At 46.8% G+C, this 12,661-nt stretch carries 14 protein-coding genes; 13 read left to right on the plus strand and 1 reads right to left on the minus strand.

Features of this window, described 5'->3' with window-relative positions; genetic code table 11:
* Positions 1-24 precede the first annotated feature (24 nt).
* The 12 genes from rlmB to J9B83_RS05440 all read left to right on the plus strand — a co-directional run bounded on the left by rlmB (position 25) and on the right by J9B83_RS05440 (position 8,523).
* The gene (gene rlmB / locus J9B83_RS05385) at positions 25-795 is read left to right on the plus strand and encodes a 23S rRNA (guanosine(2251)-2'-O)-methyltransferase RlmB (protein ID WP_211535713.1); all 771 of its coding nucleotides are present in this window, start codon (positions 25-27) and stop codon (positions 793-795) included.
* A 45-nt stretch (positions 796-840) separates the two neighbouring features.
* Positions 841-1,908, plus strand: a complete 1,068-nt coding sequence (gene cobT, locus J9B83_RS05390; RefSeq protein ID WP_211535714.1) for a nicotinate-nucleotide--dimethylbenzimidazole phosphoribosyltransferase — start codon at positions 841-843, stop codon at positions 1,906-1,908.
* 57 nt (positions 1,909-1,965) lie between these two features.
* A complete protein-coding gene (locus J9B83_RS05395; protein WP_236037125.1) occupies positions 1,966-2,754 on the plus strand; it encodes an adenosylcobinamide-GDP ribazoletransferase in 789 nt (262 codons plus the stop codon).
* Complete coding sequence (locus J9B83_RS05400; RefSeq protein ID WP_211535715.1) at positions 2,751-3,335, plus strand: histidine phosphatase family protein; 585 nt, start codon at positions 2,751-2,753, stop codon at positions 3,333-3,335. Before J9B83_RS05395 ends, J9B83_RS05400 begins: the two co-directional genes overlap by 4 nt.
* Before the next feature lie 78 nt (positions 3,336-3,413).
* The gene (locus J9B83_RS05405) at positions 3,414-4,028 is read left to right on the plus strand and encodes a trimeric intracellular cation channel family protein (protein WP_211535716.1); all 615 of its coding nucleotides are present in this window, start codon (positions 3,414-3,416) and stop codon (positions 4,026-4,028) included.
* A 13-nt stretch (positions 4,029-4,041) separates the two neighbouring features.
* A complete protein-coding gene (gene cobO / locus J9B83_RS05410; RefSeq protein ID WP_211535717.1) occupies positions 4,042-4,665 on the plus strand; it encodes a cob(I)yrinic acid a,c-diamide adenosyltransferase in 624 nt (207 codons plus the stop codon).
* A 169-nt stretch (positions 4,666-4,834) separates the two neighbouring features.
* Entirely contained in the window at positions 4,835-5,278 is a 444-nt protein-coding gene (locus J9B83_RS05415) for a tetratricopeptide repeat protein (RefSeq protein ID WP_211535718.1), read from the plus strand.
* A gap of 154 nt (positions 5,279-5,432) precedes the next feature.
* On the plus strand, positions 5,433-6,053 hold the full coding sequence (locus tag J9B83_RS05420) for a YitT family protein (protein ID WP_211535719.1): 621 nt from the start codon (positions 5,433-5,435) through the stop codon (positions 6,051-6,053).
* 147 nt (positions 6,054-6,200) lie between these two features.
* Positions 6,201-6,731, plus strand: coding sequence for a GNAT family N-acetyltransferase (locus J9B83_RS05425; protein ID WP_211535720.1), 531 nt, complete (start codon positions 6,201-6,203; stop codon positions 6,729-6,731).
* A gap of 26 nt (positions 6,732-6,757) precedes the next feature.
* On the plus strand, positions 6,758-7,447 hold the full coding sequence (locus J9B83_RS05430; RefSeq protein ID WP_211535721.1) for a pseudouridine synthase: 690 nt from the start codon (positions 6,758-6,760) through the stop codon (positions 7,445-7,447).
* 45 nt (positions 7,448-7,492) lie between these two features.
* Complete coding sequence (locus tag J9B83_RS05435) at positions 7,493-7,861, plus strand: DUF2750 domain-containing protein (RefSeq protein WP_236037126.1); 369 nt, start codon at positions 7,493-7,495, stop codon at positions 7,859-7,861.
* A 26-nt stretch (positions 7,862-7,887) separates the two neighbouring features.
* A complete protein-coding gene (locus J9B83_RS05440; protein WP_211535722.1) occupies positions 7,888-8,523 on the plus strand; it encodes a TetR family transcriptional regulator C-terminal domain-containing protein in 636 nt (211 codons plus the stop codon).
* On the opposite strand, the gene J9B83_RS05445 is transcribed toward J9B83_RS05440, so the two are convergent.
* The gene (locus J9B83_RS05445; RefSeq protein WP_211535723.1) at positions 8,520-11,978 is read right to left on the minus strand and encodes a hybrid sensor histidine kinase/response regulator; all 3,459 of its coding nucleotides are present in this window, start codon (positions 11,976-11,978) and stop codon (positions 8,520-8,522) included. The two genes, J9B83_RS05440 and J9B83_RS05445, sit on opposite strands and share 4 nt — an antisense overlap.
* A gap of 126 nt (positions 11,979-12,104) precedes the next feature.
* Between J9B83_RS05445 and J9B83_RS05450 the strand changes: the two genes are divergently transcribed.
* On the plus strand, positions 12,105-12,467 hold the full coding sequence (locus tag J9B83_RS05450) for a DOPA 4,5-dioxygenase family protein (RefSeq protein WP_211535724.1): 363 nt from the start codon (positions 12,105-12,107) through the stop codon (positions 12,465-12,467).
* Positions 12,468-12,661 lie beyond the last annotated feature (194 nt).

Here is a 12,661-nt window from a genome sequence, read left to right on the forward strand (position 1 = left end):
GCCCCCAAATTAATAGAGTAGAGAATGTCAGATTTAGAATGGATATACGGTATTCACGCCGTGGAAAATGCGTTAACCCAGCAACCTGAGCGCATCAAGGAAGTACGCTTCCAAGAGGGTCGTGACGACAAAAAAACGCAGCGTTTATTGCAGCTTTGTAAGTCTAGCAAGGTACGTTTTAGTCTAGTTCCTCGTCGAGACTTGGATCAATTGTTTACCAAAAACAAAGACCGCGTTGTTCACCAAGGCGTGGTGGCTTATACCGAGCTAAACAAAGCTGGCAACGAAGCCGATTTACACACGTTAGTCGCAGGACTCGATGAAAATCCTCTGATTATTATTCTTGATGGGGTAACCGATCCTCATAATCTGGGCGCTTGTTTGCGCAGTGCCGACGCCGCTGGTGCCCACGCCGTGGTCATGCCAAAAGACAATTCCGCGCCATTGAACGCCACTGTCAGTAAAGTGGCCTGTGGCGCGGCAGAAAGTATGCCCGTCTATGCGGTGACCAATTTGGCTCGCACCATGAAGAAGTTGCAAGACCAAGGCGTGTGGATTTTTGGCACCGCAGGCGAGGCGACACAAACGGTATACGAGCAAGATTTCACTATTCCAACCGCCATCGTGATGGGGGCAGAGGGTGAAGGTATGCGTCGTTTAACGCGTGAGCAATGCGATTATCTGGTGAAACTGCCTATGGCCGGTGTGGTGTCTAGCTTGAACGTATCGGTTGCAACAGGCGTTTGTTTGTACGAAGTGGTACGTCAGCGTGCCGCAGCGGTAAAAAGCCAATAAAAATATTTAAAACAAACATTTAAGGAAGAGGTTTAAGGAATAAACATGTTTACATCGTTTTCTATTCAAGCGCCATTGACGGCCAAAGATTCCGAACTACAGCAAAAAATTGACAATAAAACCAAACCACTTGGGTCGTTAGGGTCTCTTGAAAAGCTGGCCTTTCAACTCGGTCATATTCAGCAGACCACCTCGCCAGAGGTGTCTAAACCGAAAATGATTGTTTTCGCTGCCGATCACGGTGTGGTGGCACAAGGCATCAGTTTGTTTCCTCAAGAAGTGACGCCACAAATGGTGATGAACTTCTTACAGGGCGGCGCGGCGGTGAGTGTATTTTGTCAGCAGCACAATGTGCCTTTACGAGTCGTTGATGTTGGCGTTAACGCTGAACTGGGAACGCACCCATTATTGGGGTCGCGCAAAGTCGCCTTTTCATCCCAAGACTTTAGTCAACAAGCGGCCATGACCAGTGAGCAATTAGCGCAAGCCATTCAAGCGGGTGTCGATGAAGCGAATTTGGCTATTGAGGAAGGGGTGAATTTGCTGATGTTTGGTGAGATGGGCATAGGCAATACCTGTGTGTCTTCTTGCATGATGGCGGCCTTAATGGGCGTGAGCCCTGAAGACAGCGCTGGCCCAGGCACAGGTTTAAATGCGACTGGTGTATCTCATAAAGCGAAAATTATAGAGCAATCTTTGGCCCGAGCCGAGCGAGACACCGGCTTGCCTATGGCGCAATGGAGCGCTCAGACCCTGGCTGAACAGGTGGGTGGTTTTGAAATTCTGGCTATGGCGGGCGCCATGCTGCAATCGGCGCAGCGTCAAACTGCGTTTGTGGTCGATGGCTTTATTTGTACTGTGGCTTTGTTGTTTGCCCAAAAAGTTGCCCCCAATGTGGTGGCTTATGCGGTGTTTTCTCATCAGTCCAATGAAAAAGCCCATACACAGTTATTGGCGCATTTTGGTGCGATGCCTATTTTGTCATTGGGTTTGCGTTTAGGTGAAGGCTCTGGCGCCATTTTGGCGTACCCATTGATTCAAAGCGCCTGTGTGTTTTTAAACAAGATGGCCAGCTTCGACAGTGCGGGTGTGACAGAAGCCAAAGGTGACTGATGAAGCATTGTCCAGCGGCGTTTCTTTTCTTTAATTTTTTTGAGTTAGGCAACACACATGATCAAAGGCATGATAATCGGCCCCTATTGGCAAGGGTTTAAGCGCAGTCTGGTGACTTACACGCGTATTCCGTTGCGGGTAAACTGGCAAGACGAGGTAAAACACGTTTCGCCAGTGTGCTTTTTGCCGTGGATCGGTCTCGTTGTGGCGCTGTTGAGTGCTTGGCCTTTGTGGTTTGATTTGTCTTCGTCGTTACAAGCCTTACTGATGTTGCTTACCGCCGTCTTGTTGACCGGTGGGTTTCATGAAGATGGCTTGATGGACAGCTGCGATGGCTTGGTAGGAGGATGGGACAAAGAGCAACGTTTGACTATTATGAAGGATTCGCGCATTGGCAGTTACGCGGCCTTGTCTATTTGGTTTTCTTTAACGTTGAAATGGCTGTTGCTGAGCGAATTGTTGGATGCGATACCCGATTCCTTTTTGGGCTTCATTTATACCTTGAGCGGTTGGTGCGTGGTGCATGTATTGGCGCGGGTGTTTCCTTTGGCGCTAATGACCACACTGGAATACGTCACCTTAGGGAAAAGTAAAGCAATAAGCATGATTGCCAAGTTAGATCTTCATCAATGGATTGTCGCCCTAGTGCCCTGTGTTTTCTTCGGCATCGTGGCGTTTAGCCTTTTTGGTTTGGTGATGACCTTCTTATTTAGCCTTGTTTTAATCGCCCTGATGCATGTGTATCTACACAAAAAAATCGCTGGATTTAATGGCGACACACTTGGGGCAAGTGAACAGGTTGGCGAAATTTTTATTATCTTATGTTTGCTGGTTTCCTACGCATGAAGCTGTATTTGATTCGACACCCTCAGCCAGATGTTGAAAAAGGCTTGTGTTATGGGGATATGGACGTGCCCTTGCTAGCAGGCTGGCGAACCGGCGCACATTCGTTAAAAAACGCTTTGTCGTTGGATTTTAGTGCTGATTCCACCCTGTGTTTTCATAGCCCTTTGAGTCGCGCTGCATTGCTTGGCGAGTATTTGAGTGACGGGCATTCTCAATCGGTTACCGCCTTAAAAGAGCTGGATTTTGGCGATTGGGAAGGGCAGTGCTGGCAGAATCTTCCCCGTCAAGAAATAGACGATTGGGCTAACGACATTGTGCATTCTGCGCCCTATAATGGCGAGTCTTTGCAGGTGGTGGCTGACCGAGTTTGGCATTGGTGGTTATCGGTGAAGGACACGCCGATGGAGCATTGTGTGGTGGTGGCGCATTCTGGCGTGATTAAGGTCTTTGTAAGTTTGCTTTGTCAGTGGCCACTAAATCAGTGTCATCGCATTGATGTGGGGTTCACCAGCGTCACAGAGTTTGCCATCAATGGTGAGTTTGTTGCTTTGAAGCGTTTAGGAGCGGGAGATTGGGTGTAATACTCATTATCGTCGTTTAGCTTGATATTCGGTTTAGTGTTCACTAAACCCTCTTAGGTTCAGTTGAGAAAATACATAATGTTGCTCTATTGGTTAGGTATGTTTGGTATCGCGGCGTTTGCGATTACCGGGGTCATTTCGTCCGGCAAAAAGGATATGGATTTATTCAGTGTGGTGTTTTTGGGCATGGTTACGTCATTAGGTGGAGGCACTATTCGCGACACTGTATTGTCGGTTGAAACCGTGTACTGGGTAAAAGATACTTCTTATTTATGGGTGGCTTTTTTGTCATCTGTGTTGGCATTTTTTACGGTGCGTTTTATCGACGACAAGCAGACGGTGTTTCATTATGCCGATTCCTTCGGTTTGGCGCTTTTCACGGTCGTCGCAACGGAAAGGGTGTTAATGATGGGCTTTCCACCGACGATTGCTATTACTATGGGGATTGTCACTGGGGTTGCAGGCGGCATTATTCGTGATGTTTTAAGCCATCGCCCACCCTTGGTGTTAGGGCGAGAGTTCTACGCAACGCCGGCTTTTCTTGGCGCTCTCTTGCTGGTTTTGCTTGAAAATAACATCCCTACACATGAATTCAACTCGATTTACGCAGTGGCATTAGTCTTTATACTTAGGGTATTCGCCATTCATAAGGATTTATACTATCCAAGTTGGCTGTTGTACAAAAAACGATAAAGCGAGAAACACTATGTCAGAGCAATCGAATACAGAGCAACCTAATCAAGATGCGGTACATGAAGCCCGTTTATTGCAGAAAAAAGCCATTGTCGATCAACGTATCGCGGCCGCCACAGAAGAGCGCGGAGTAACCATTTTGCTGACGGGGAATGGCAAAGGCAAAAGCTCCAGCGCCTTTGGCACCATGGCACGAGCTTTAGGCCACGGTCAGAAAAGCGCTGTTATTCAGTTTATCAAAGGGCGCAAAGCCACGGGCGAGCAGTTGTTTTTCGGCTCCCATCCGCTGGTAGATTTTCATGTTATGGGGCACGGCTTTACATGGGAAACGCGTAACCCTGAACTGGAAAAACAAGCCGCTGAGCAAGCCTGGGCGTTGGCCAAGCAGACCTTGTCTGATCCGAGTGTTTACTTTGTGTTGTTGGATGAAATTACCTACATGTACAAATATGGCTACTTAAACGAAGACGACTTGGTAGCGGCACTGGCAGCCAGACCGGCTCATCAAAACGTGATGATGACTGGCCGCACAGCTCCACGCGTGCTGCTAGACAGCGTCGATACCCACAGTAAAATTGCTAACGAGCGACATGCTTTTGCCAATGGAGTAAAGGCGCAAGTTGGGATCGAGTGGTAGTTTGACTTTCTTCTTTACCGACTTGAGTGTTTGTTTACTCTTTTTATCTGTTGTTAAAACAAATCGATTAAAATGAGATTAATTCTCAAATAGGCTGGCTTTTCCTATGCTCTTTATTGATAATAGTTCTCGTTAACTAAATTCATTCTAGTCAATGCCGGAGAACGCTATGCAAACTTGGGAACGTTTAACCAGACAAGCTAATAGAGCCTATTCGAATCAGGATTACTTAGAAGCGGCGGATCTGAATCGTCAGGCATTAATGCAAGTCGAACGCAGTTTCGATGACGATTTTTACCGTGATGCTGAATCCGCTGTCGCCGCCGCTGCGGTGAGCTTCTTGAATATTGCCGAGTCTTACACGGCATTGGGGGATTTCATTTCAGCCAATACTCAATTTGAAAACGCGGTAAACTTTTTGCAGACGGTGATTGCGCGTCCAGATATGGCCGACGATCAACGGGACTTGATCATGAGAACCGCAACTCATATTCGTTTCGAATGGGAGCTTTTCACCACCAGCTACAGTAAACAAGTATCGGCACAGAGTCGTGCCTTGATGTTGTCCTTAGCGAATGCGGTGAGTGCTCCTGCTGCTTCTGCTTATCATTGATGCACGCTACTTTACTGTACAGAAACCAAGACACTTTTGAATATGGGCGTCAAATGGCTTTAGGTTGAGGTGTTGGTATGGCTAGGGTTTTTCTCTAAAATCCACGCCATACAGCATCCACTTCCGTTTCATCCCATTAGCCTGAGAGAGCATCATGTCGACCGTTGAATTACCAAAAGTGAGCAAACACACTCGTCTTGAAGATATCCAAGCCATTGTTCTTGGTACCATGATCATTGCTATGGGAGTAAATCTTTTTACTCACGCAGGTTTGCTGACAGGCGGTTCAGCCGGCTTAGCTTTTTTGATGAAGTACTCTACACCTCTTACGTTTGGTGAAGCGTTCTTTTTAATTAACCTGCCTTTTTATGTGCTGGCGATTGTGCATTTTGGTTGGGAATTTACCATCAAAACCTTTTTGGCGGTGTTTTGCTTATCGGTCTTCGCGGACGTAACGCCCATGTTGGTCAGCTTTGAGCAAGTGAACCCTTTTTACGCCAGTATAGCGGGTGGCTTTTTGATGGGTGTTGGCTTCTTAATGTTGTTCCGCCATAACGCAAGCTTGGGCGGGTTGAATATCCTAGCCCGTTATTTGTCTGAAAAATATGGGATTTCCATGGGCAAGTTTCAAATGGCGGTGGATTGCATGATAGTGCTGTTGTCGGTGTTTGTTGTCGATTACACCTTGATCCTGATTTCATTTGTGGGTGCCATCGCGTTGAATATGATCATCGCGGTGAACCACAAACCCGGTCGCTACATGGGCAACGTATAGAGCACGCGAGATAATCACCGAAACAGTATGAAAGGCGACTTAGGTCGTCTTTTTTGTGACTTGCGTTCGGGTAATTGGCACGGGCGTTTCCTAACGGCGGCGCGCTCAGGTATTATGAGCACCATCATAATGTGAGAGGAAACACGCTTGGAACTGCTCAAAGTAGACAACCTAAACCCCTACATGGACGACCTAATCGAATTATTGTGCGATGCGGTGGATTCTGGGGCCCCCATCGGTTTTTTGCCGCCCATGAGCGACTCAGAAGCTAAAGCCTATTGGTTGAGTATCAACGACGATCTACAAGCTAATTCTCGCCAAGTATTGTTGGTGCGTGAAGACGACAAAGTGGTCGGTAGCGTGCAAATCGGCATGTCTCCAAAAGCCAATGCCTTACACCGCTGCGACGTTGAAAAACTCATGGTGCACACTCAAGCACGAGAAAATGGTTTAGGGGGCATTTTAATGCAAGGCGTAGAACGCGTCGCAGCGTCTATGCAGAGGCAGCTACTGATTTTAGAAGTAAGAAGCGACGATATCGCTCATGATATGTATGTCAACATGGGATATATTCCGTTTGGCGAAGTACCCGGCTATACCCGCAGCGCCAATGGTATGCTGCACAATTCGACGTTCTTTTATAAAGAAATCGAACCTACCCATGAAGTATTTTCTTAATATAAACAAAGCCATAGGCGATTCTCTTGAGACTTGATTTTTATTTATCCCACGTGACTGATTTGGCACGTAAAGCTGCGAAAATCGCGGCATCCAAAGGCCGTGTTACCGTGAACGGTGAAGTGATCAAAAAGGCCAATTACACCGTAAAAGAAGGTGATCAAATTTGCCTAGATGATACTCTGTTGGCGTGGCCCTCTGAAGGTTATTACATGCTACACAAGCCAGCTGGCTATGTGTGTGCCACTGAAGGTGCTGATCACCCAACGGTGCTGGATTTGGTGCCGCCGCACTTAGGGCAAGACCTGAAGATCGTCGGACGTCTTGATAAAGACACCACAGGGCTGTTGTTGCTCACCACAGATGGGCAATGGTTGCACCGTATTACTTCGCCACGTAGTGCCTGCAATAAACGTTACAAAATGATGCTAGCCGAACAGATTAGCGACGAGGATCTACAGCAACTCGAAAAAGGCGTGATGCTCAATGGCGAATCGCAACCCACGTTGTCGGCTTTAGCGCAGCGTCTCAGTGAATGTGATATTTACCTGACGATTCAAGAAGGTAAATACCACCAAGTCAAACGCATGTTGGCGGCGGTTGGTAATAAGGTTGAAGAATTGCATAGGGATCAAATAGGCCCGCTAGAGTTAGATGCAGAGTTGGCGGTTGGTGAGTTTCGTGCCTTAACCGATGCTGAAGTTGCATATTTCTAACCCGTGTATTTATAACAAGCTCGTAGGTTAATAAGAGAGTAAATAATGAAAGAATTATCGATGGACGAACGCGTACAACTCTTGGTCGCGCCAGACAGTGAGCGATTAGCGTATTTTGTTGAACAAGCGAAAGCCACGCAATTAGTGTGGAGCTTGAGCAACGAAGAAGGTTTTGTCATGGTTGAAACTGACGATGGCGACTGCGTGATGGTGTGGCCCGATGCAGAATTTGCCAGCCAATGGGCGATTGAAGATTGGGATGACTGCGAGGCGGTCTCTGTCCCTTTAGAGCAGTTTAAAGCCGAATGGCTACCAAGCCTTGCCTTAGACAATATTACCCTAGCCGTGTTTCCAAACATTGAAGACGAAGGTAAATTGTCCACCGCCCAAGAAATAACGGATTTATTGGCTTAACAGATTATTAAGGATGTATTCACCCCATGAGTAAGCGTCAGAATCACCGCGAAGAGGTATTTGAGAAAATCCTCGAGGCCGCCGAAATGGAGTTTGGACTTAAGGGCTACAATGGCGCCAGCTTGCAGCACATTGCAGAGCGTGCCGGTCTGCCTAAACCGAATATTATTTATTATTTTCAATCCAAAGCGAATCTATACAAACAAGTATTGGATCAAACACTAATGGGCTGGAATGATCTCTTTGATCGCGCCACACTAGAAGACGATCCAGCCGTTGTGTTAGATCGTTTTATTCGCGTGAAACTTAAACAGAGCATTGAAAAACCGGGCACTTCTCGGTTGTTTGCGATGGAAGTGATTGGCGGTGCATTACACATCGGAGACTACTTAAAAGAAGAGCTGCGACCTTGGTTTACGTCTCGTACAAGCTTGTTACAAGGTTGGATGGACGCCGGTAAAATGCGTCCGTGTGATCCTGCCAGTGTGATTTATATGATCTGGGCAACGACTCAGCATTACGCGGATTTTGAAGCGCAAGTATTGGCGTTAAGTGGCATTGAGTCCTTGTCTGAGGATGATTTAACCCGCATTGGCGATACCATCAGTGGCATTATTTTAACGGGCTGCGGACTGAGTTTACCTGAGAAAACGAGCAACTAGGGTTCGTTTTCTCTTAACTGATGAATGTGTTGAACCAAAGCCCGCAGTTTTGCGGGCTTTGCTGGTTTTGCCATATAGGTAATGTTTAGGCGTTTGCACTCTTCGATCAATTCAGGGTCACGCATGGCGGTAATCAATACAGCCGGAAGCGGTTTGCCAGCTCTTTCTCGAAGGGTTTTAATCAAGGTCAAACCGTCCTTGTTGTCGTCAAGGTGATAATCCACCAGTAACAACTCAGCTTCCCCTTGTGCTTCCATAGCATCGCTAAAACGATTAAAGGTTCGACAATCACATTGCCAATGGGTCAGCAGGGTGCTCATGGCAGTTAGGTTGTTTTTCTCATCGTCAATGCACCAGACGTAGCAGGTAGCTAATTTACTTTCTTTTGTCTGGCTAATGTTTGTTGTTGCCAAGGCAACCGTTTGATCGCCCTGAGCAAGGGGGATCCCTATACTAAAACAACTGCCCTTACCGGGCGTGGAATGAATTTCGGTGGCCAAGCCGAGTTGCTTTTGCATGCGTCTAACCAAGCCTAACCCTAAACCCATTCCCGGTTCTTGGGTATTTTCCCAACGGTAAAAATCATCAAATATTTTCTTTTGTTCGGTTTCGGGTATGCCGACACCCGTGTCCCAAACCTGTAAATACACGACACCATTTCGTGGTCTTACACTCAGTAATACTCGGCCTTTTTTGGTGTATTTCACTGCATTCGAGACAAAATTCTGAATAATACGACGCAAATAAATCGGGTCAGAATGGACTCTAAAGGGGCGTAAATGGGTGGTGAGACGGATATTTTTACTGTCGGCAATCACGTCAAACTCTTGCACGATAGGAGCGAGAATCTCTTGTAAATCGCAGTCGACCAATTTTGGCTGAATGGCGCCTTGGTCCAAACGAGCGATTTCCAATAGGGTGGAAATCAGTGCTTCAGTGGATTCCAACGAGTCGGATAAGCGTTCAATTACTTGGCTGGTGTCATCGGGCAAGCTGGTGGATTGCAAAATTCCCATGTAGAGTTTGGCCGCGTTAAGGGGCTGCAGAATATCGTGACTGGCCAGGGCGAGAAACTCTGTTTTTGACGCGTTAGCTTGTTCTGCTTCTGCTTTGGCACTGGTAAGGGCTTTTTCCGCTTGGTTACGACGCTCAATTTCTTGCAGCAGCTCTTGGTTTACTCCTTGAACCTCTTCGGTGCGCGCTTCCACACGCTTTTCCAAGTCGATATTGGCGTCTTTGAGCGCTTGTTGGCTTTCGATGTGTTCGGTGACGTCGGTGAAGCTGGTCACAAAGCCGCCGTCTGGAAGAGGGTTGCCGACCATTTCGATGACTCGCCCGCTGGCACGACGACGTAAAAAGCGGTGGGTGGTGCCCTTGCGCAAATGTTCAAGCCGTTTGTTGACCAGATCTTCAATGTCACCAACGCCGCATTCTCCACGTTTGGCATTAAAGCGAATTAACTCTTCCACAGGAAGCCCGACTTTTAGCATGCTTTCTGGATAAGGATAAAGCGCTAGGTAGGTTTTGTTCCATGCGACGATGCGCAAATCTTTGTCGACCACGCTGATGCCTTGATCCAAGTTGTCCATGGACACAAACAAAAGGTTTTGGCTGAATTGAATGGCTTGGGTGGTCTCATCTAAATAGGTCACCATTTCTTCGACCTTGATTTTTTTATCCACCAAGATGGAGTTAATAATAGTGCGTGCTGACGAGCCACCGAGAACGCCACCCAAAATACGTTCGCAATAATCGATGAATAAGCGATTAGGCGACAGGTTGTTGATCAGGGTTTCACCATAATCGCGCTCGAAGTTAAAAATGACCTGTTGGCTTTTTTGTTTGCCTAGAAAGGTTTCTAAAAGCACCATAAAGTCACTGTTGGTGGCTTTGCTTTTCGGCTTAAAAAAGCCTTTTTCCAGTTCTGTCGTAGGGCTAACAAACGCAGTGGCTTGGATTCGGTCAATCAGGCGTTCTGTCGATAATAAAGAACCCACAATGTAGCCAATTAGGTTTGAGACTAAGCTGATAAAAGCGCCGTAACTGATTAGCTCAGAGCGAGATTGCGCATTGTCCAAGGCCCAATCCATACTGCCGGTTAGGGGGAGCGTCATCAGTAGGGCCCAGGTTAAAAAGCCGAGCGTTAATCCTGTGTAAACGCCGTAAGCATGAGCACGTTTCCAATATAAGCCACCGATTACCGCAGGCATAAGCTGTAACACGAGAGAAAACGCCAACACCCCCGTGCCCGCTAACGATTCGTTATTGGCCATTTTTTGATAATACAAAAAAGACAGCGCCAAAATGCCCATCATGGCGAAGCGACGTATGATCAAAATACGACGACGATACAAGGGCAAAGCCTGATGTTGAGCGTTGGCTCTAGCGAGCATGATAGGCAAGATCACATCGTTACTGATCATGATGCTTAGAGCAAAGGTCGCCACAATGATCATGGCGGTCGTCGCCGACATACCGCCAAGGAAAATAAGCATTTGCAAAGGCAAATTATCCGATGCCAGAGCAAATTGGATCACATAGGTATCTGGGTTGATATCGGCTGAAAACAGGCTCTGTCCAGCGATGGCAATGGGTGGAATGATGACTGCGAAAATTAATAGGTACAAAGGAAACAGCCAACGTGCCATGTCGGATTGTTTTTTATGTTGATGGTCCACCACGGTCACATGAAATTGACGGGGCAAACAAATGACCGCCGCGGCTGACATAAAGGTTTGCATCAAAAATGAGAAAGACAACAGAGTATTTGTATTCCAAACAGACAGTTGCTCGCTGTGCTGCAAGTCGGTAAAGGTTATATCTTGGGTCATTAAGACGGCAACCACGCCCACCGCGACGATGGCCAATAACTTAAACAAAGATTCTGTGCCAATGGCGAGCATCATGCCAGAGCGGTATTCAGTGACTTCCACCTTGCGTGTGCCAAACAGCATGGCGAACACGCCGATGGAAATCGTCGCGATCAAAACCACCAAGCTGGCGGAAGATTCGTCTTGGTTAACAAACAGCGCAAAATTGGAACCTATGGCCTTGAGCTGCAAAGCAATGTAGGGAATCACCGCCAACATGCTTATTAAAATAACCAAGGGTGCGGTAATAGGGCGTTTGCCATAGCGAGATGAAATAAAATCCGCAATGGAGGTGATGTTTTGTTTGTGGCTCACCGCAATGAGCTTGCGTAATATGGGATAGGCAAATAAGTAGAGTAAAACAGGCCCTAATAAAATGGGTAAATAACTCCACCCAGAGCGCGATGCTTCACCAATGGAGCCGTAAAAAGTCCATGCCGTACAGTAAATAGCCAGTGATAAACTGTAAACGATAGGGTGCCGGGTCAGTTTTTTAGCCGTTTGGCTTTCTTTGTCTCCCCAGATGGCAATCCAGAACAAACCAAAGATGTATAAAATGGCTAACAGAACCCAGAAAACAGTCATGAAATGCATTACCCGAGAGAAGCAGAAAGGTCGTTGTTTGTGTTATTAAATGTAACACAGCCAGTGTAAAAATCCTCTACGACTTAGGTCGTGGCAGTACAAGGCCATTATTTTAAAGGAAGTGGAATGAACCCAGTACTAGTACAACAAAATGTAAAAGCGTTTCATGCCCATCTTTATTACCAAGATGAGCAGGGCGTTGAGATGGCGAAAGCCGTTGCTGAGCAAGCCGCGGTTTTGTTTGACATAAGAGTGGGGCGTTTTCACCAACAAGCGGTTGGCCCTCATCCCGTGTGGAGTTGTCAGTTGTCTTTTAAGGCGGAGCATTTAGGCGACATAGTGACCTGGTTGATGTTGAATCGTCGTACTTTGGATGTGTTTTTGCACCCAGTAACCGGAGACGATTACCTTGACCACACCCAAGGCTGTGCTTGGTTAGGTCGCTCTTATACATTGGATTTGTCCCAATTTACGCTATCTAACCAGTGAAAATCGAGTGTTTTACCCAACCAGAGCACTTTTTTTAAGGGAATCTGACATTATCCCTTTAAAAACCATTGAACGTACCAATCTTGTAAAAGTATGCGGTAGTTATTGCGCTTATGGAAAGTTATCATATTGCCACCAACTATTGTTTGGGTTCGTGTTGTGGCAGTGTCGCGCTTATTATTGAGATTAAGGTT

It is taken from the genome of Marinomonas vulgaris (assembly GCF_018145875.1).
GTDB classification, from domain to species: Bacteria; Pseudomonadota; Gammaproteobacteria; order Pseudomonadales; family Marinomonadaceae; genus Marinomonas; species Marinomonas vulgaris.

What these genes read in the sequence shown, in the direction of transcription:
- J9B83_RS05405 (WP_211535716.1), top strand. Translation starts at nt 3,414, where the DNA reads ATGTTGCTCTATTGGTTAGGTATGTTTGGTATCGCGGCGTTTGCGATT.
- J9B83_RS05420 (WP_211535719.1), top strand. Translation starts at nt 5,433, where the DNA reads ATGTCGACCGTTGAATTACCAAAAGTGAGCAAACACACTCGTCTTGAA.
- rlmB (WP_211535713.1), top strand. Translation starts at nt 25, where the DNA reads ATGTCAGATTTAGAATGGATATACGGTATTCACGCCGTGGAAAATGCG.
- J9B83_RS05445 (WP_211535723.1), bottom strand. Translation starts at nt 11,978, where the DNA reads ATGACTGTTTTCTGGGTTCTGTTAGCCATTTTATACATCTTTGGTTTG.
- cobT (WP_211535714.1), top strand. Translation starts at nt 841, where the DNA reads ATGTTTACATCGTTTTCTATTCAAGCGCCATTGACGGCCAAAGATTCC.
- J9B83_RS05400 (WP_211535715.1), top strand. Translation starts at nt 2,751, where the DNA reads ATGAAGCTGTATTTGATTCGACACCCTCAGCCAGATGTTGAAAAAGGC.
- J9B83_RS05415 (WP_211535718.1), top strand. Translation starts at nt 4,835, where the DNA reads ATGCAAACTTGGGAACGTTTAACCAGACAAGCTAATAGAGCCTATTCG.
- J9B83_RS05440 (WP_211535722.1), top strand. Translation starts at nt 7,888, where the DNA reads ATGAGTAAGCGTCAGAATCACCGCGAAGAGGTATTTGAGAAAATCCTC.
- J9B83_RS05435 (WP_236037126.1), top strand. Translation starts at nt 7,493, where the DNA reads ATGAAAGAATTATCGATGGACGAACGCGTACAACTCTTGGTCGCGCCA.
- J9B83_RS05450 (WP_211535724.1), top strand. Translation starts at nt 12,105, where the DNA reads ATGAACCCAGTACTAGTACAACAAAATGTAAAAGCGTTTCATGCCCAT.
- cobO (WP_211535717.1), top strand. Translation starts at nt 4,042, where the DNA reads ATGTCAGAGCAATCGAATACAGAGCAACCTAATCAAGATGCGGTACAT.
- J9B83_RS05395 (WP_236037125.1), top strand. Translation starts at nt 1,966, where the DNA reads ATGATCAAAGGCATGATAATCGGCCCCTATTGGCAAGGGTTTAAGCGC.